Origin of the sequence: Acinetobacter sp. ANC 7912 (assembly GCF_039862785.1) — a bacterium.
In the GTDB taxonomy this organism is placed as follows: Bacteria; Pseudomonadota; Gammaproteobacteria; order Pseudomonadales; family Moraxellaceae; genus Acinetobacter; species Acinetobacter thermotolerans.
In genome coordinates this window covers 2851845-2870259 of record NZ_CP156795.1, presented here as the reverse complement: position 1 = coordinate 2870259, position 18415 = coordinate 2851845, and the positions used below count along the sequence as shown (strand labels likewise).

The 18415-nt window shown below is 45.2% G+C and carries 15 protein-coding genes; 13 read left to right on the top strand and 2 right to left on the bottom strand.

The window, feature by feature from the left end:
* Positions 1-4: 4 nt before the first annotated feature.
* The 12 genes from nusG to ABEF84_RS13955 all read left to right on the top strand — a co-directional run bounded on the left by nusG (position 5) and on the right by ABEF84_RS13955 (position 15520).
* On the top strand, positions 5-538 hold the full coding sequence (gene nusG, locus ABEF84_RS14010; protein ID WP_034587974.1) for a transcription termination/antitermination protein NusG: 534 nt from the start codon (positions 5-7) through the stop codon (positions 536-538).
* Between the two features lie 120 nt (positions 539-658).
* On the top strand, positions 659-1087 hold the full coding sequence (rplK, locus tag ABEF84_RS14005) for a 50S ribosomal protein L11 (RefSeq protein WP_034587972.1): 429 nt from the start codon (positions 659-661) through the stop codon (positions 1085-1087).
* Between the two features lie 3 nt (positions 1088-1090).
* Positions 1091-1786, top strand: coding sequence for a 50S ribosomal protein L1 (rplA, locus tag ABEF84_RS14000; RefSeq protein ID WP_034587970.1), 696 nt, complete (start codon positions 1091-1093; stop codon positions 1784-1786).
* 349 nt (positions 1787-2135) lie between these two features.
* Positions 2136-2642: a 50S ribosomal protein L10 gene (gene rplJ, locus ABEF84_RS13995; RefSeq protein WP_034587967.1), complete on the top strand. Its 507-nt coding sequence runs from the start codon at positions 2136-2138 to the stop codon at positions 2640-2642.
* 48 nt (positions 2643-2690) lie between these two features.
* Positions 2691-3062, top strand: a complete 372-nt coding sequence (gene rplL, locus ABEF84_RS13990; protein ID WP_034587965.1) for a 50S ribosomal protein L7/L12 — start codon at positions 2691-2693, stop codon at positions 3060-3062.
* Between the two features lie 307 nt (positions 3063-3369).
* Positions 3370-7458 (top strand): DNA-directed RNA polymerase subunit beta, encoded by a 4089-nt coding sequence (gene rpoB, locus ABEF84_RS13985; protein WP_347454650.1) that lies wholly within the window; start codon positions 3370-3372, stop codon positions 7456-7458.
* A gap of 139 nt (positions 7459-7597) precedes the next feature.
* Positions 7598-11797, top strand: coding sequence for a DNA-directed RNA polymerase subunit beta' (gene rpoC, locus ABEF84_RS13980; protein WP_034587962.1), 4200 nt, complete (start codon positions 7598-7600; stop codon positions 11795-11797).
* Between the two features lie 157 nt (positions 11798-11954).
* Positions 11955-12338 (top strand): IS66-like element accessory protein TnpA, encoded by a 384-nt coding sequence (gene tnpA / locus ABEF84_RS13975; RefSeq protein WP_004762545.1) that lies wholly within the window; start codon positions 11955-11957, stop codon positions 12336-12338.
* A complete protein-coding gene (gene tnpB, locus ABEF84_RS13970) occupies positions 12335-12670 on the top strand; it encodes an IS66 family insertion sequence element accessory protein TnpB (RefSeq protein WP_000618091.1) in 336 nt (111 codons plus the stop codon). The genes tnpA and tnpB overlap by 4 nt, the downstream gene beginning before the upstream one ends.
* 74 nt (positions 12671-12744) lie before the next feature.
* Positions 12745-14349, top strand: a complete 1605-nt coding sequence (gene tnpC / locus ABEF84_RS13965) for an IS66 family transposase (RefSeq protein WP_347456697.1) — start codon at positions 12745-12747, stop codon at positions 14347-14349.
* A 128-nt stretch (positions 14350-14477) separates the two neighbouring features.
* Complete coding sequence (locus ABEF84_RS13960) at positions 14478-15020, top strand: hypothetical protein (RefSeq protein WP_347454651.1); 543 nt, start codon at positions 14478-14480, stop codon at positions 15018-15020.
* A gap of 134 nt (positions 15021-15154) precedes the next feature.
* A complete protein-coding gene (locus ABEF84_RS13955) occupies positions 15155-15520 on the top strand; it encodes a glycine zipper domain-containing protein (protein ID WP_347453250.1) in 366 nt (121 codons plus the stop codon).
* Positions 15521-15581: 61 nt separating this feature from the next.
* Here ABEF84_RS13955 and ABEF84_RS13950 read toward each other — a convergent pair.
* Both ABEF84_RS13950 and ABEF84_RS13945 read right to left on the bottom strand, forming a co-directional pair.
* A protein-coding gene (locus ABEF84_RS13950; protein ID WP_347454652.1) for an IS3 family transposase occupies positions 15582-16804 on the bottom strand; the annotation gives its coding sequence in 2 pieces (ribosomal slippage) (positions 15582-16468 and positions 16468-16804; 1224 coding nt in all).
* A 97-nt stretch (positions 16805-16901) separates the two neighbouring features.
* Positions 16902-17399 carry a DUF4442 domain-containing protein gene (locus tag ABEF84_RS13945; protein WP_347453249.1) on the bottom strand — a complete coding sequence of 166 codons (498 nt, stop codon included), beginning with the start codon at positions 17397-17399 and terminating at the stop codon, positions 16902-16904.
* Between the two features lie 116 nt (positions 17400-17515).
* Here ABEF84_RS13945 and ABEF84_RS13940 point away from each other — a divergent pair, with 116 nt between their 5' ends.
* A complete protein-coding gene (locus ABEF84_RS13940; protein ID WP_347453247.1) occupies positions 17516-18385 on the top strand; it encodes an alpha/beta fold hydrolase in 870 nt (289 codons plus the stop codon).
* Positions 18386-18415 lie beyond the last annotated feature (30 nt).

Here is an 18415-nt window from a genome sequence, read left to right as displayed (position 1 = left end):
AGCTATGAAACGTTGGTACATTATTCATGCCTACTCGGGCTATGAAAAACAAGTGATGCGTTCGCTTAATGATCGAATCCAGCGTAGCGCTGTAGCCGATAAGTTTGGTGAAGTCCTTGTTCCTACCGAAGAAGTGGTAGAAATGAAGGATGGTAAGAAACGTAAATCAGAGCGTAAGTTCTTCCCAGGCTATGTATTAGTCGAAATGGAAATGAACGACGAAACTTGGCACATTGTGAAAGAATGTCCAAAAGTGCTTGGTTTCATTGGTGGTACAGCAGAAAAACCTGCCCCAATTACGCAAAAAGAAGCTGACGCGATTCTTGCACGTGTACGCAATACTGGTGAAGCACCTCGTCCTAAGACAATGTTTGAGCCAGGCGAAGAATTACTCGTTATTGACGGTCCATTCACAGACTTTAAAGGTGTGGTGGAAGAAGTTCAGTACGATAAGTCACGCTTAACGCTGACTATTAATGTATTTAACCGTCCAACTCAGGTTGAATTGGAATTTCGCCAAGTCGAAAAAACAATTTAATCTGGATTGGTGGGAAACGCTCGATTTCTTTGAGAATCGGGCATTGTTGTTGTAACGGTGTCTCGTTACTTGGAAATCATTGGGGAGCCTAGCGGCGTTTGTACCCAGAGGTAATTTGAAATGGCTAAGAAGATTGACGGCTATATCAAGCTGCAAGTTCCAGCTGGTAAAGCGAATCCATCTCCACCTATTGGTCCTGCATTGGGTCAACGTGGTGTTAACATCATGGCGTTCTGTAAAGAGTTCAACGCTGCAACTCAGAAAGTTGAACCAGGTCTGCCAATCCCAGTCGTGATCACTGTGTACAACGACAAGTCGTTCACATTCATCATGAAAACTCCACCTGCTGCTATTCTTCTTAAGAAAGCTGCTGGTATCCAAAAAGGTTCAGCTGTACCTAACAAAACTAAAGTTGGTAAGTTGACTCGTGCTCAGTTAGAAGAAATCGCGACTACTAAAGAACCAGACTTGACTGGTGCTGATTTAGACGCGCGTGTTCGTACCATCGCTGGTTCTGCACGTTCTATGGGCTTGGAAGTGGAGCTATAAGACATGGCAAAGTTAACTAAACGTCAAAAAGCCATTGCTGCTGCTGTAGAAGCAAACAAAGTTTACTCTTTGGAAGAAGCAGTACAAGTTCTTAACAGCCTTCCAGCTGCGAAATTCAAAGAATCTTTGGATATCGCGGTTAACCTAGGCGTTGACCCTCGTAAATCTGACCAGGTTGTTCGTGGTGCGACTACTCTTCCTGCAGGTACTGGTAAAACTGTACGTGTAGCTGTATTCGCTCAAGGCGCTGCTGCTGAAGCTGCGAAAGAAGCTGGTGCAGATGTTGTTGGTTTCGACGATCTTGCTGAAAGCATCCAAGGCGGAAACCTGGACTTCGACGTAGTTATTGCTGCTCCTGATGCAATGCGCGTTGTTGGTAAACTGGGTACTATCCTTGGTCCACGTGGCTTAATGCCAAACCCTAAAGTGGGTACTGTAACTCCTGACGTTGCTACTGCAGTTAAAAATGCAAAAGCTGGTCAAGCACGTTACCGTGTAGACAAAGCGGGTATTATCCACGCTGCGATCGGTCAAGTAGGTTTCACTGCTGAAGCTGTTCGTTCAAACGTTGAAGCTCTTGTAGCTGACCTGAAGAAAGCAAAACCTGCGACTTCTAAAGGTGTTTATATCAAGAAAATCACTCTGAGCTCTACTATGGGCCCAGGTCTGACTATCGACGTAAACAACGTTTCTGCTTAATCGAAAGATTAAAAAAGAATTTTAAAGCCCTGAGTAAGTTTTAAAGCGCTGCTTTAAAACTTACGCAAGAAGAGAAATAGCTTCACTCGAAGCATAGCTTCTCGTCTTGCGGGTCGGCAAAGCATGCTTTGCTGACCGCCCCTCAGGCAGACTTTGAATTGATAAATGAGAATTTATCAGCGTCAAAGACCTCAGGCGAGGGGAGTTTTATGCTTCTCTCTTAATAACCCAGCCTGCGTAGACGCGGTGGTGTGATTTACTTCCTCCTCCGCGTGTAAGTCCAGTGATGGATTTACGAATTGGGAGTGCATTCCTTTGAATGCATAAATCACCGTTAGGAGGTTTTACAATGGCTCTTCTTATCGAAGGCAAAAAACAGATCGTTGCAGAAGTAAGTGAAGTTGCTTCTAAAGCGTTCTCTGCTGTTGTTGCTGACTACCAAGGTTTAACAGTTGAGCAATTAACTGCTCTACGTGTTGAAGCTCGTAAACTAGGTGTTCACACACGTATCGTGCGTAACACTCTGGCTAAACGTGCTCTTCAAGATACTCAATTCACTATCTTGAATGACGACCTTGTTGGCCCAACAATCTTAGGCTTCTCAACTTCTGAAGACGACATGGGTGCTGCTGCTCGTTTGTTCGAAGAATTTGCTAAAACTAACAAAGCATTTGAGCTTAAAGCTGCTGCATTTGACGGCAAGCTTTACAAAGGTGCTGAAGTTAGCGTGATCGCAAACCTTCCGAACCAAGAAAAAGCGCTTACTATGCTTGCAAACGTTCTTCAAGCTCCTATTTCGAAACTGGGTCGCTTGCTTACAGCACTCAAAGAGAAAAACGAGTCAGAAGCAGCTTAAGCTTAAACTTATTTCCACACCATTCAATTTCCATTTGGAGTTATTCTCATGGCTTTAACTAACGAAGAAATCCTAAACGCAGTTGCAGAAAAAACTGTTCTTGAACTTGTTGAACTGATCTCTGCTTTTGAAGAAAAATTCAACGTATCTGCTGCTGCTGTAGCTGTTGCTGCTGCTCCAGGCGCTGGCGCTGCTGCTGCTGAAGAACAATCAGAATTCAACGTTGAGTTGACTTCTTTCGGTGGTAACAAAGTTGCTGTAATTAAAGCAGTTCGTGAAGCTACTGGTCTTGGTCTTAAAGAAGCGAAAGATCTTGTTGAAAGCGCTCCTTCAGTTCTTAAAGAAGGCGTTTCTAAAGAAGAAGGCGAAGAACTTAAGAAGAAACTTGAAGAAGCTGGTGCTACAGTTACACTTAAGTAATTTCTTAAAGGAGCCGGTTTTTTTATAATCGGTTCCAAAAATTGGCTGATGGCTCTTGGGTCATCAGCCTTTTTGCGTTACAATAATCGGCTCGATTTTTGTTTGCATGATATAAATTCATACAAATTAAAAACAAACATAAATGATCAAACGCTTACCAATATTTTTCAGTAAAAAATATTGTTAAGCGTTTTAATACCACTAAAAATTGCAGCATTTGTAAAGAGTGGTGGCCATATCGGCCTGCGTAATTCCTTCTGAACCCGTTCTGCAGGCGGGTTCAGTTTACACTTTCCGAGGACTCCAGATGGCATACTCATATACCGAAAAGAAACGGATCCGTAAGAATTTTGGTAAATTGCCTAGCGTAATGGATGTTCCGTACTTGCTCGCGATCCAAGTCGACTCGTACAGAACCTTCTTACAAGATGGCAAATCACCAAAAAACCGCGAAGATATCGGTCTCCAAGCCGCATTTCGTTCAGTTTTTCCTATTGAAAGTTATTCTGGCAATGCTGCTTTAGAATTTGTTGAGTATAGTCTTGGTAAGCCTGAGTTTGATGTACGCGAATGTATCCTTCGTGGCTCAACTTATGCAGCGCCAATGCGTGTGAAAATTCGCCTGATCCTGAAAGATCGCGAAACTAAATCAATTAAAGACGTACGTGAACAAGAAGTCTACATGGGCGAAATGCCTTTGATGACTGAGAACGGTACTTTTGTGATCAACGGTACTGAACGTGTCATCGTATCTCAGTTACACCGTTCACCAGGCGTATTCTTCGACCACGATAAAGGTAAGACTCACTCAAGTGGTAAAGTGCTTTATTCAGCACGTATCATCCCTTACCGTGGTTCATGGTTAGACTTCGAATTCGATGCTAAAGACCTTGTATACGTACGTATCGACCGTCGTCGTAAACTTCTTGCAACTGTGGTGCTTCGTGCGCTGGGTTACAATAACGAACAAATTCTCGACATGTTCTACGAGAAAGTTCCTGTTTACCTGGACATGGGCAGCTATCAGATCGACCTTATTCCAGAACGCCTGCGTGGCGAAATGGCGCAATTCGACATTGCTGACAAAGACGGCAAAGTGATTGTTGAACAAGGTAAACGTATCAACGCACGTCACGTACGTCAAATGGAAGCGGCAGGCCTTGAGAAACTGTCTGTACCAGATGAGTACCTGTACGAACGTATCACTGCTGAAGACATCGCGCTGAAAGATGGCGAAGTAATCTCTGCGAACACTGTGCTTAGCCATGAAATCATGGTGAAAATCGCTGAGGGCGGCGTAAAACAGTTCAACATCCTGTTCACTAACGACATCGACCGCGGTCCGTTCATTGCTGACACATTACGTGCTGACCTGACTAAAGATCGTGAAGAAGCGCTTGTAGAAATCTATAAAGTCATGCGTCCAGGTGAGCCACCGACAAAAGAAGCTGCTGAGAACCTGTTCAATAACCTGTTCTTCTCTTCTGAACGTTATGACCTGTCTCCAGTCGGCCGTATGAAGTTCAACCGTCGTCTGGGTCGTCCATATGCTGTTGGTACTGACCAGAAGTCTCGCGAAGTTGAAGGCATTCTCTCGAATGAAGATATCACTGATGTTCTTAAAACATTAGTAGAGATCCGTAACGGTAAAGGTGAAGTCGACGATATCGACCACTTGGGTAACCGTCGTGTACGTTCAGTTGGTGAAATGACTGAGAACCAATTCCGTGTAGGTCTGGTTCGCGTAGAACGTGCGGTTAAAGAACGTCTGTCTCAAGCTGAAACTGACAACCTGTCTCCGCAAGACCTGATCAACGCGAAGCCAGTGGCTGCTGCAATCAAAGAATTCTTTGGTTCAAGCCAGTTGTCTCAGTTCATGGACCAAAACAACCCATTGTCTGAAATTACACACAAACGTCGTGTATCAGCGCTTGGGCCTGGTGGTTTGACTCGTGAACGTGCGGGCTTCGAAGTACGTGACGTACACCAAACTCACTACGGTCGTGTATGTCCAATTGAAACACCTGAAGGTCCAAACATTGGTTTGATCAACTCGCTGTCTGTTTACGCGAAATGTAACAACTTCGGTTTCCTGGAAACTCCATACCGTAAAGTGGTTGATGGCCGTGTAACTGACGAAGTTGAATACCTGTCTGCAATTGAAGAAGTAGGCACTGTAATTGCACAGGCCGACTCTGCTGTAGATAAAGACGGTAACCTGACTGAAGAATTCGTATCTGTACGTTACCAAGGTGAATTCGTACGTATTCCACCAGAAAAAGTAACCCACATGGATGTATCTGCTCAGCAGGTCGTATCTGTAGCAGCATCGCTGATTCCGTTCCTTGAACACGATGACGCGAACCGTGCATTGATGGGTTCAAACATGCAACGTCAGGCTGTTCCTACCCTGATCGCTGACAAGCCGCTTGTTGGTACTGGTATGGAAGCAAACGTAGCACGTGACTCTGGTGTGTGTGTGCTTGCGAAACGTGGTGGTCGTATCGAATATGTTGATGCTTCTCGTGTCGTGATTCGTGTCAATGAAGACGAAATGGTTGCGGGTGAAGCAGGTGTAGATATCTACAACCTGATCAAATACACACGTTCTAACCAGAACACCTGTATCAACCAGAAAGTTCTAGTGAAACTGGGTGATCAAGTAGGTCGTGGTGACGTTCTGGCTGATGGTCCATCTACTGATGGCGGTGAGCTGGCACTGGGTCAAAACATGCGCGTAGCGTTCATGACTTGGAACGGTTACAACTACGAAGACTCGATCTTGCTTTCTGAGCGTGTTCTACAAGAAGACCGTCTGACTTCGATCCACATCCAGGAACTGTCATGTGTTGCACGTGATACGAAACTGGGTGCTGAAGAAATCACTGCCGATATCCCGAACGTGGGTGAAGCTGCGCTTTCTAAACTGGACGAATCAGGTATCGTTTACATCGGTGCTGAAGTAACAGCGGGTGACATCCTGGTTGGTAAAGTAACGCCTAAAGGTGAAACTCAGCTGACTCCTGAAGAAAAACTGCTTCGTGCAATCTTCGGTGAAAAAGCAGCTGACGTGAAAGATTCTTCTTTACGCGTTCCATCAGGTACTAAAGGTACAGTCATCGACGTTCAAGTGTTTACACGTGATGGTCTTGAAAAAGACGAACGTGCTCAAGCAATTGAAAAAGCTCAGCTTGATGCTTACCGTAAAGACTTGAAAGAAGAGTTCAAAATCTTCGAAGAAGCTGCACGTGAACGTATTGTCCGCTTGCTGAAAGGTCAAGAATCTAACGGTGGTGGTACAACTAAACGCGGCGACAAGCTGACTGAAGAAGTACTGTCTGGTCTGGAACTTGTTGATCTTCTTGAGATCCAGCCTGCAGACGAAGCAATTGCTGAACGTTTGACACAGATCCAGGTCTTCCTGAAAGAGAAGAGCCAAGAGATCGACGAGAAATTTGCTGAGAAGAAACGCAAACTTTCTACTGGTGATGAACTGACGACTGGTGTTCTGAAAGTTGTTAAAGTTTACTTAGCTGTTAAACGTCGCATCCAGCCTGGTGATAAGATGGCGGGTCGTCACGGTAACAAGGGTGTGGTATCTAACATCTTGCCTGTAGAAGACATGCCGCACGATGCTAACGGTGTTCCAGTTGATGTCGTACTTAACCCGCTGGGTGTACCATCACGTATGAACGTCGGTCAGATTCTGGAAACTCACTTGGGTATGGCTGCAAAAGGTCTTGGCGATCAAATCGACAAGATGCTGAAAGAACAGCGCCAAATCGCTGAACTGCGTGACTTCCTAGACAAGATTTACAACAAGGTTGGTGGCAAGCAAGAAGATCTTGATAGCCTGACTGATGATGAAATCTTGGCACTGGCGGGTAATCTGCGTAAAGGTGTTCCTCTGGCAACGCCTGTATTCGACGGTGCAGAAGAATCACAAATCAAAGAGTTGTTAGAACTTGGCGGACTGTCACGTACTGGTCAAACAGTACTGTATGATGGCCGTACTGGTGAACGTTTCGACCGTCCTGTAACTGTAGGTTACATGTACATGCTGAAACTGAACCACTTGGTTGACGACAAGATGCATGCGCGTTCTACTGGTTCTTACTCTCTAGTAACGCAACAACCGCTGGGTGGTAAAGCTCAATTCGGTGGTCAGCGTTTCGGTGAGATGGAAGTATGGGCACTGGAAGCATACGGTGCAGCATATACCCTTCAAGAAATGCTTACTGTGAAGTCGGATGACGTTGAAGGTCGTACCCGTATCTATAAGAACATTGTAGATGGTAACCATTACATGGACCCAGGTATGCCTGAATCGTTCAACGTATTGACCAAAGAGATCCGTTCTTTAGGTATCAACATTGAACTGAAAAATGGTGACTAAGTAATCTCCCCAAACCCCTCTTTGCTAAAGAGGGGCTTCCTTCGAAAGGAGGGAAGGGGAGATTCCAGATTTCAGTTAAAAAACAATATTTGTGACCCAGTCGGGAAGTGAAAATCTCCTCGACACACGGAGAAAAAAATTGAAAGACTTGCTCGATATCATGCGCAAAAAGACGGATTCTGACGGTCATGCTCCTGTAGAGTTTGATCGCATCCGTATTGGTCTTGCGTCACCAGAAATGATTAAGTCATGGTCTCACGGTGAAGTTAAAAAGCCAGAGACAATCAACTACCGTACGTTCAAGCCAGAGCGTGACGGTTTGTTCTGTGCCAAAATCTTTGGTCCAGTAAAAGATTACGAATGCTTGTGTGGTAAATACAAGCGTATGAAATACAAAGGCGTCATTTGTGAAAAATGTGGCGTTGAAGTAACAACTGCGAAAGTTCGTCGTGAACGTATGGGTCACATCGAGCTGGCTTCTCCAGTTGCACACATCTGGTTCCTGAAATCATTACCAAGCCGTATCGGTTTGTTACTTGATATGACACTACGTGATATCGAACGCGTACTGTATTTCGAATCTTATGTAGTAACTGATCCAGGTATGACTCCATTCGAGAAATACCAACTTCTGAACGATGAAGAATACTTCAATGCGTTAGAAGAACACGGTGATGAATTCACTGCGAAAATGGGTGCAGAAGCGGTTCAAGATCTGTTAAAAGACATCGATCTTGAAGCTGAAATCGCACGTCTGCGTGAAGAAATTCCAAACACAACTTCAGAAACCAAGCTGAAAAAAGCGTCTAAACGTCTGAAGTTGATGGAAGCGTTCAAAGAGTCAAACAACAAGCCAGAATGGATGGTGATGAATGTACTGCCAGTACTTCCACCAGATCTTCGTCCGTTAGTTCCTCTTGAAGGTGGTCGTTTCGCGACTTCTGACCTGAACGATCTTTACCGTCGTGTGATCAACCGTAACAACCGTTTAAAACGACTTCTTGATCTTGCTGCTCCAGACATCATCGTACGTAACGAAAAACGTATGCTGCAAGAGTCTGTCGATGCATTGCTGGATAACGGTCGTCGTGGTCGTGCCATCACTGGTTCGAACAAACGTCCTCTGAAATCTTTGGCAGACATGATCAAAGGTAAACAAGGTCGTTTCCGTCAGAACTTGCTGGGTAAACGTGTTGACTACTCTGGTCGTTCGGTAATTACCGTAGGTCCAAGCCTGCGTTTGCACCAATGTGGTCTTCCGAAGAAAATGGCACTTGAATTATTCAAGCCATTCATCTTTGCGAAACTGCAAGCATCTGGTCAAGCAACAACCATTAAAGCTGCGAAGAAAATGGTTGAACGCGAGACTCCAGAAGTTTGGGACGTACTGGCATCTGTGATCCGTCAGCACCCAGTGATGCTGAACCGTGCGCCGACACTTCACCGTCTAGGTCTGCAAGCGTTTGAACCTATTCTGATTGAAGGTAAAGCGATCCGTCTTCACCCACTCGTATGTGCTGCGTTCAACGCCGACTTCGACGGTGACCAAATGGCGGTACACGTACCATTAACACTTGAAGCTCAATTAGAAGCTCGTGCGTTAATGATGTCAACCAACAACATTCTGTCTCCAGCGAACGGTGAGCCAATCATCGTACCGTCTCAGGACGTTGTCTTGGGCTTGTATTACATCACTCGTGATGCAATCAATGCCAAAGGTGAAGGCATGGTGTTCGCAGATACTGACGAAGTAAACCGTGCGCTTGCAACTGGTCAGGTTGATCTACACGCTCGCGTTAAAGCACGTGTACACCAAACTGTAATTGATGAAAACGGTAACCGTGAACAACAAACTATTATTGTTGACACAACACCGGGTCGTTGCTTGCTTTGGGAAGTTGTACCAGAAGGTATGGATTTCCAACAAATCAACGTTGAGATGACTAAAAAGAACATCTCTAAAATCATCAACTCTTGCTACCGTAAACTCGGTCTTAAAGATACTGTTATCTTCGCTGACCAATTGATGTACTTAGGTTTCCGTCAAGCGACTCGTTCAGGCGTTTCGGTTGGTATGGAAGACATGCTGATTCCACCGCAAAAACAAGCGATTATTGGTAAAGCAGAAGCTGAAGTTCGTGAAATCGAGCAACAGTTCGAACAAGGTTTCGTAACTGCCGGCGAACGTTATAACAAAGTTGTGGATATCTGGGCACGTACCAACGACCAGGTAGCGAAAGCGATGATGGATAACTTGTCTTATGTGACTGTGAAAAACAAACAGGGCGAAGACGAGAAACAGAAATCATTCAACAGCATCTACATGATGTCTGACTCTGGTGCCCGTGGTAGTGCGGCACAGATTCGTCAGTTGGCTGGTATGCGTGGTCTGATGGCGAAACCGGACGGTTCGATCATCGAAACCCCAATTAAAGCGAACTTCCGTGAAGGTTTGACCGTACTTCAGTACTTCATTTCAACACACGGTGCGCGTAAAGGTTTGGCCGATACAGCACTGAAAACTGCGAACTCCGGTTACCTGACTCGTCGTCTGGTAGATGTTGCTCAAGACTTGGTCATCACAGAGCCGGATTGTGGTACACATGCTGGTCTGGTGATGACTCCGTTCATTCAAGGCGGTGACGTAATCGAGAACCTGGGTACGCGAGTACTGGGTCGTGTGCTTGCTGAAGATGTTGTGAAACCAGGTACAGAAGACGTTATTCTGCCTCGTAACACATTGATCGACGAAAAACTTGCAAACTTCCTGGAAGAGCAAGGTGTCGACGAAGTGAAGGTACGTTCAGTTGTATCTTGTGAATCTTCATTCGGTGTTTGTGCGAAATGTTACGGTCGTGATCTTGCACGCGGTCACTTGGTGAACCCAGGTGAATCTGTCGGTGTAATGGCTGCTCAGTCAATCGGTGAACCAGGTACACAGTTAACCATGCGTACCTTCCACGTGGGTGGTGCTGCGAGCCGAACTTCTGCTGCAAACAGCGTACAAGTTCGTAACAAAGGTACAGTACGTTTCCACAACGTAAAAACTGTACAGCATGCCAAAGGTCACCTGGTATCTGTTTCTCGTTCTGGTGAAATCGGTATCGCGGATGAGATCGGTCGTGAGCGCGAACGTTACAAACTGCCATACGGTGCATCTATCCTGATCAAGGATGGCGAAGGCGTAGAAGCAGGCGGTATCGTTGCAACTTGGGATCCGCATACACATCCACTGGTTACAGAAGTTGCTGGTAAAGTTCGCTTCAGCCAAATCGCTGATGGTGTAACTGCAACATCGAAAACTGATGATGCAACAGGTATGACTACTGTTGAAATCTTGCCTGTAACTTCGCGTCCAGCGTCTGGTAAAGATTTACGTCCAGCTGTTGTGCTTGACACAGTAGATGGCGGTGAACAGTTCTACTTCCTGCCACAAAACACCATTCTTTCTGTCCGTGATGGCGAAACTATTGGTGTGGGTGACGTTATCGGTCGTGTACCACAAGAATCTTCACGTACTCGTGATATTACCGGTGGTCTGCCACGTGTTGCTGACTTGTTCGAAGCACGTAAGCCGAAAGAACACGCGATCCTTGCAGAAGTGTCTGGTATCGTAAGCTTCGGTAAAGAGACCAAAGGTAAGAACCGTCTGGTCATCACTCCAGATGACGGTTCAGAAGTTTATGAAGAACTGATTCCGAAATGGCGTACCATCAACGTGTTCGAAGGTGAACATGTGAACCGTGGTGAAACCATTTCTGATGGTCCACAGAACCCGCATGACATCTTACGTCTGAAAGGTGAAGTGGCGTTGACCAACTACATCGTGAACGAAGTTCAGGACGTTTACCGTCTGCAAGGTGTAAAAATCAACGATAAACACATCGAAGTAATCGTACGTCAGATGCTGCGTAAAGTTGAAATCATCGACGGTGGTGATTCTAGCTTCATCAAAGGCGAACAAGTGGATTACATCCGCGTTGTTCAAGAGAACCAAGCGCTGCTTGCTCAGAACAAGTTCCCTGCGAAGTTTGAACGTTTGTTGATGGGTATCACTAAAGCGTCGCTTTCTACTGACTCGTTCATCTCTGCTGCATCGTTCCAGGAAACTACTCGTGTGTTAACTGAAGCGGCTGTAACAGGTAAAGAAGATGATCTGCGCGGTCTGAAAGAAAACGTGGTTGTAGGTCGTCTGATTCCAGCGGGTACAGGTCTGGCTTACCACTTAGAACGTCGTCGTCAGGAAGCAGAAGCTGCAGAATTTGAACTGCACAACAACTTCTCTGATGTTGACCAAGCACTGAGCCAAGCATTTAATGATGAGTTTAACGGTCTGTAATTAGCCCTTTAAACTAGTCTAAAAAGAGCCACCTTCGGGTGGCTTTTTTATGGCTTTAAAACAGTAAATAAGTAAGCGTCCGCTGAACACACCTTATGAATTCATCCTATAAGCCTTAATTTAGTCCCCACTTAAAAACAAGTGGGGACTAAAATTTATGACTACAAATCACCAGACATCCATCGCATCTCTTGCGAAAAAACGAAGAACATACAGTGCTGAATTTAAACAGCAGATCGTTCAGGCTTGTAAAGCACCGGACGTTTCAATTGCTTCGGTCGCTTTGCAACATGGATTGAATACAAATCTTGTATCCAAATGGATTCGCTTAATTGATGGTAAGCCAGGGAATGATCGCTCACCACTACCGAATAAACCTGCATTTATTGCCTTATCTTGCTCTGCACCATTAGATCCTACTCCTACTGACATGTTAACGGTTCAAATTACTTTACCCCACTCAAAAGCAGAAATTGGCTTGAAATGGCAAGTATCAGAAATATCTGCTTTAGCAGAATTACTCAAGGCACTTGCAACATGATCCGCATTGATGAAATCTGGTTGTCTACTCAGCCCATGGACATGCGTGCAGGTATGGATACGACCATGGCTCAGGTGGTGAGAGCCTTTGGCTACATTAAACCGCATTGTGCTTACCTGTTCTGTAATAAACGTGGCCATCGCATGAAAGTACTGGTACATGATGGACTGGGCATCTGGCTGTGTGCCCGGCGGCTGGAACAGGGCAAATTTCACTGGGCTCAAGTTCACCAAGGTGAAACCGTGGCCCTCAGCCCGGAACAGTTACAGGCACTGATCCAAGGTTTGCCCTGGCAGCGCATTGGACGACAGCAGGTGGTGACGATGCTCTAAACCAGGCTGTTCCATTCTGCTATTCTCCAAACGTTCTATTTCATTCTTCTCATGACCTCAGGCATACTGCGGTCATGAATACGCTGCCTGACTTAAGCCAACTGACCCATGAACAACTGCTGGAATTCACCAGGCAGTTGGCGCTGCAGCATCAGTCTCTGGCACAATCAAATCAAGAATTAGAAAAATCAAACCAGCAATTGGATGCCAAAGTTCAACATCTTTCTATTCTCACTCAAAAATACGAGCATGAACTGGCGCTGTTTAAACGGCATAAGTTCGCCCAGAAGAATGAACACTTAACGACCAAACAAATCCACCTGTGGGACGAAGCGGTTGAAGAAGATATTGCCGCGGTTGATCTAGAACTGGAACGGCTAAATGCAGACAAAACCGATGCAGCGACACAGAAAGCCAAAACCAATAAACCTAAACGTCGACCACTGCCAGATCATCTACACACCATCCGTATTGAGCATGAACCTGCATCAACCCAATGCGCTTGTGGCTGCCAACTCCGTCGTATCGGCGAAGATGTCAGTGAAAAACTGCATTTCAGACCGGCACAGTTCTATAAGGAACAGCATGTGCGTGGTAAATGGGTCTGTGATCAGTGTGACACCCTGACTCAGCAAGCGATGCCCGCCTATGTGATTGATAAAGGCATTGCTTCACCTGAACTGCTCAGCCATGTGCTGGTATCGAAATATGCCGATCATTTGCCGCTGTACCGTCAACGTCTGATCTATCAGCGGGCGGGAATCGAACTTTCTAGATCAACTTTATCTGACTGGATAGGTCGCTGCGGTGTAGAACTGGAACCTCTGGCCAATGCCTTAAAAGAGGTGGTACTACAACAGCAGGTGCTGCATGCAGATGAAACACCGGTCACCATCATGCGGATGGGTGAGAATGATAAAAAACCGAAGAAAGGTTATGTCTGGGCCTATGCCACTACACAGTACAATCCAGTTCAGGCGGTGATCTATGACTTTCAGGATAGTCGTTCAGGCCAGCATGCTGCAGAGTTCTTGAAAGGCTGGCAGGGTTATCTAGTCTGTGATGATTACAGTGGTTATAAAGCACGCTTTAAATCAGGCCAGGTCATTGAGGTGGGCTGCATGGCCCATGCACGTCGTAAATTCCATGAACTGCATGTAACTGGGAAAAGTCAGGTCGCTGAACAGGCATTAGTGCTGATTCAGAAACTGTATGCGATAGAAGCAGAACTCAGGAAAAAGACCGATGGTACAGCGGAAGACCGCCGCGAATACCGACAACAGCATAGTCAACCAGTGATGCAACAACTATATGAATGGCTCAACCAATATCATCTGACAGTGCCATCGAGTTCTCCCACCGCCAAGGCGATCAATTACACTCTGAAGCGTTGGCCAGCTTTAAGCCGCTATCTGGATGATGGCAATCTACCGATTTGCAATAATTGGGTCGAGAATCAGATGCGTCCCTGGGCGTTGGGGCGCAAGAACTGGCTGTTTGCTGGCTCGCTGCGCAGTGGTCAGCGAGCGGCAAACATCATGACGTTAATCCAGTCAGCAAAGCTGAATGGGCTGGATCCGTATGCCTATTTAAGTGATGTGCTGAAAAGGCTGCCGACACATAAAGTGACCCAGATTGAAGAGTTACTGCCACACTGCTGGAAATCCAACTCAAATTAAAAAATAGGCATGGGGTTCAGCGGACGCTTACGTAAATAAAGAATTTTAAACCTTTTAAATTCAAATGAATTTTCATATAGTCAAGGGATAACAATTGAATTCATTGATAAATTTTAAGAGGGGATGAGATGAGTTTTTCTCGCTTTGCAGGTTTTGTATTTTTATCTGGTTCAATCAGTCTGAGCGCTGTTGCTGCACCGATGCCCAACAGTATTGTGGTAGATGACAAGGCGGTTGTCCCTGTACTTAAAACCGAAGTGCTACGTCGTGTTGAAGGGCAGAAGCCGATTCGTCATGTCGAAGCAACAATTCTGGAGTTTACCAACAAAGGTAAAGACATTGTCGCTAAAGAAGTGGTATTTGATGACAATCTCGGGCAGTTCTCTGATAAGAAACTGGCGATTCCGGTGATTCAGAAAGGTGGAGTGATTGTTCCAACTTCTAAAATTGAACTGAATACTACCGTGAAGCAGGATGGAGAAATCATCAAACAAACCAAGACCATTGATGCTGAAGGTATGGAATTTAAAAAGAACCAGGCAGAGCCGGTAAAACGTACATTGCAACTCAAGCAACATAGCGGAGTGGATCAAGCCAAGGTAACACACACGGTGATGACTGAAAATGGTGAAACTACCCGTGATCTATTGACTGTGGAAGACGCTGAATAAGCCATAAAGCATGAACAATCATGCGCTATTTACAAAATAAAGTAGTGGCGTTTCAAGAATTAACATCTTGTTATGATTTACTCCTTAAATTCCGGTTACTCTTAGACTAAAGGTATCGAACAGGGAACTGGATCATGAAAAAGTTAGTAGGTGTAATCGCAGCAGTGACTGTCTCCACCTTTATGTTGGCAGGTTGTGAAAATATGTCCTCCCGCGATCAGCGTATTGGCGCAGCAGCACTTGGTGGCGCAGTTGGTGGTGGTGTCGGTAACAGTGTCGGCGGTGGCGTAGGTGCCGCAGTTGGTGGTGGTGCTGGTGCAGCCGTAGGTAGTAAATCCCAAGGCGGTTCAAACCGTAACGCAACTTATAGTGGTGTTGGCGGTGCAGTTGGCTCTGCAGTCGGTAAGAGCATCTTCGGTGGTAATGCCGGTGCAGCCATTGGTGGTGCAATCGGTGGGGGTGCCGGTGCAGCAATTGAACAGAACAACCGTCGTCGCTAAGACATAAACAGTCTCATGTCTTGTCCTGAAATAGATTGACAGTATTCCACTTCAAACCGAGTTAAGCAATTAGCTCGGTTTTTGTTTGCTCATACATCTGATTCGGGGTGTTCATATTTAAACTTAAATGCGGTCTATAACAATTGTAAATCATGATAGATTCCGCAATTAAGTGATCTAACTCCTTCATGGTTTGACATCGCGTGGTTAAAAACTCCTGCTTTAATATTCCATTAATTCGCTCTGCTAATGCATTCTGATAACAGTCCTTGCCATCTGTCATGGAAGGACATATCCCATAATGGCGCAATGCCGATTGATATAGCTCAAAGCAATATTGAGCACCTCTATCTGAATGATGAATCATCCTAGTCGCTCGATCTGTCGCTTGCTGCATCGCCATATGTAGAGCCTGCACAACATTCTCCGCACGCATATCATTCGATAACTTATAACCTTTAATCTGTCGGGTATAAGCATCTGTCACCAAGGATAAATAATGCACACCTTCAGCACTCTCAACATAGGTAATATCACTAACAAAGACTTCATTGGCTTGCACTGCTGAATAATCCTTTAATAAATTTGGATGCTTCTTCATCCAATGCTTGCTATCCGTAGTTTTTGTATAGCGACGCTTAGGGCGAATCAATAAGTTATTTTCTTTCAATATTTTAAATAACTGATCCCGTCCACACTTTAAACCACGTTGCAACAATTTGCCTTTAATAAGCCAATACAGCTTACGTGTTCCGATACTTGGCATGAGACAGCGATATTCCATAACCAACTCAAGTATTTGTTCAGTTGCTTGTGCAGTCATTTGAGCACGTTTTTCTGCTTGATAATAAGCTTGTCGGGTGATTCCCAACCACTGACAATAACGTGAAACGCTTAGTCTTCTTTGGCTTTGCCAATCTTTGAAACGTGCTCGGTATACTTTTTTCCAAGATCAGTCCCACATTCTTTATCAATGTGATAAATCACATCCTGAATAAATTCAGTTTTAAGCTTTTCTGCGGCTAACTGCTTTTCTAATTGGCGGATTCGTTGTTGGGGTGTCAATTGGCGTTTAGAAGAAGTCGGCATATTCGAAGTCCAGTCCTGTTGTCCGTGCTTGCGTAACCATACCAGCACAGTTGATCTTCCTTGAATACCATATTTTGCCTGAGCTTGCTTATAAGTAATTTGCCCTTTTTCTACTTCATGTACCACCATCATTTTAAAGGCAAAGCTATAGTCACGTTGTGTACGTTTAACTCGTTGTTCTCGTTTATGTTCCATAAAATAAGTCTCTTAAGGTGTAAACTTATTTCAGGACGGGACATCACATTCAATGATAAAAGCGCCTGATTAGGCGCTTTTATTTTGTGGGTTCATCTTATCTTGCTTTGCCTTTGAATAAGGCTTTAGGTTTTTTGCGACGGATATACACTGTTTTATGTACTTCTGCGATCCGGGCACCTGAATCATCATAAATGTCGACGGTATAGTTACGATACACCGGTGAATGATCAGCGGCCAGTTCAATAATGGTTTTGACTTCGTTGACAGCAATGCGAATGTCCGCATACACCGTACCACGGCCTGGAGAAAGGAAAGAGATGCTGGCATCCTTGTCCCAGACGATATATTTTGGTCCCAGATGATGCATGAGCAGCAACATAAAGAATGGATCGACCATTGAATACAGGCTGCCACCAAAATGCACCCCGACCACATTGCGGTTTTTGCGGGTGAGGGGCATTTTCACGCGAATGTGATTATTGGCGTAATCCAGCTCATCCACTTCAATCCTAGCTCCACGATACGGTGCATAGTGATTCAGCATGAATTTGGTAATCAGGGGCAGGCTTTGAATTTTACGTAATAGGCTCATACTGACATTCTTTTTTCTTCTCTAGCTATGCATACTAGAACAACAAAATTGCGATGGCATTGATAAATCATGCCGAGTTATACAATAAAGGGTCAATAACAATAAGGGAAGGCCAGATGGAAACACAAACACAATGGGTGACGACCAGTGATCAGCAGCGTCTCGCCGTACGTACCTTTGGGATCACCACCAATCCTGTTTTAGTTTTGGTGCATGGCTATCCGGATCATCAGGAAGTTTGGAAGGATGTGATCCATCATTTGGAACAGGATTATTTTATTGTGACCTATGATGTGCGTGGGGCAGGTGAGTCCTCTGTGCCAAAATGTGTTTCGGATTTCCGTCTGGAACGACTGAGCAAGGATCTTGAAGAAATCACTAATGCCATTATTCCAGGACGAGCTTTTCATTTGGCCGCACATGACTGGGGCTCGATCCAGTCTTGGGAATCGGTGACTGATCCTCGCTTTGAGGGCCGGATTCTTTCATTTACTACCATTTCAGGACCTTGTCTGGATCATGCGGCTTTCTGGATGCGTAATCAATTCAAGCAGAACAAATCAAGATTTTTTAAACAATTAAGTAAGTCCTGGTATATCGTGGCATTCCAGTTGCCAGGTCTGGCACCAGCCGTCTGGAACTTTTTTGATGCCGAACGCTGGGGGCGGGTAGTAAACCAGCTGGAACGAAAACATGACCTGCCGTTGAATCATAATATCGTTAAGGATGGTAAATACGGCATCAAGCTCTATCGGGCTAATTTTATTCCACGTTTGCTGAAACCGCGCGAGCGTTATGCCATCTGTCCGGTACAGGCGATTGTGTTGAAATACGATAATTTTGTCAGTCCGGAACTGGTCGATGAACTGCCGAAATGGGTACGAAATTTCAGAAAAGTCGTGCTCAATGCCAATCATTGGGCGATTTTGAGCCAGCCTGATCTGGTTGCTCAGCATATCCGGGAGTTTATCCAGCAACAGGCTTAATACAGAAATAAGCGCGATTTGTCGGCGGTA

Excerpts from the sequence above, each read along its gene's own strand:
- ABEF84_RS13945 (WP_347453249.1), bottom strand. The coding sequence starts at position 17,399 with ATGAGCCTATTACGTAAAATTCAAAGCCTGCCCCTGATTACCAAATTC.
- rpoB (WP_347454650.1), top strand. The coding sequence starts at position 3,370 with ATGGCATACTCATATACCGAAAAGAAACGGATCCGTAAGAATTTTGGT.
- ABEF84_RS13940 (WP_347453247.1), top strand. The coding sequence starts at position 17,516 with ATGGAAACACAAACACAATGGGTGACGACCAGTGATCAGCAGCGTCTC.
- rplL (WP_034587965.1), top strand. The coding sequence starts at position 2,691 with ATGGCTTTAACTAACGAAGAAATCCTAAACGCAGTTGCAGAAAAAACT.
- rplK (WP_034587972.1), top strand. The coding sequence starts at position 659 with ATGGCTAAGAAGATTGACGGCTATATCAAGCTGCAAGTTCCAGCTGGT.
- nusG (WP_034587974.1), top strand. The coding sequence starts at position 5 with ATGAAACGTTGGTACATTATTCATGCCTACTCGGGCTATGAAAAACAA.
- rplA (WP_034587970.1), top strand. The coding sequence starts at position 1,091 with ATGGCAAAGTTAACTAAACGTCAAAAAGCCATTGCTGCTGCTGTAGAA.
- ABEF84_RS13955 (WP_347453250.1), top strand. The coding sequence starts at position 15,155 with ATGAAAAAGTTAGTAGGTGTAATCGCAGCAGTGACTGTCTCCACCTTT.
- ABEF84_RS13960 (WP_347454651.1), top strand. The coding sequence starts at position 14,478 with ATGAGTTTTTCTCGCTTTGCAGGTTTTGTATTTTTATCTGGTTCAATC.
- rplJ (WP_034587967.1), top strand. The coding sequence starts at position 2,136 with ATGGCTCTTCTTATCGAAGGCAAAAAACAGATCGTTGCAGAAGTAAGT.
- tnpA (WP_004762545.1), top strand. The coding sequence starts at position 11,955 with ATGACTACAAATCACCAGACATCCATCGCATCTCTTGCGAAAAAACGA.
- tnpC (WP_347456697.1), top strand. The coding sequence starts at position 12,745 with ATGAATACGCTGCCTGACTTAAGCCAACTGACCCATGAACAACTGCTG.
- tnpB (WP_000618091.1), top strand. The coding sequence starts at position 12,335 with ATGATCCGCATTGATGAAATCTGGTTGTCTACTCAGCCCATGGACATG.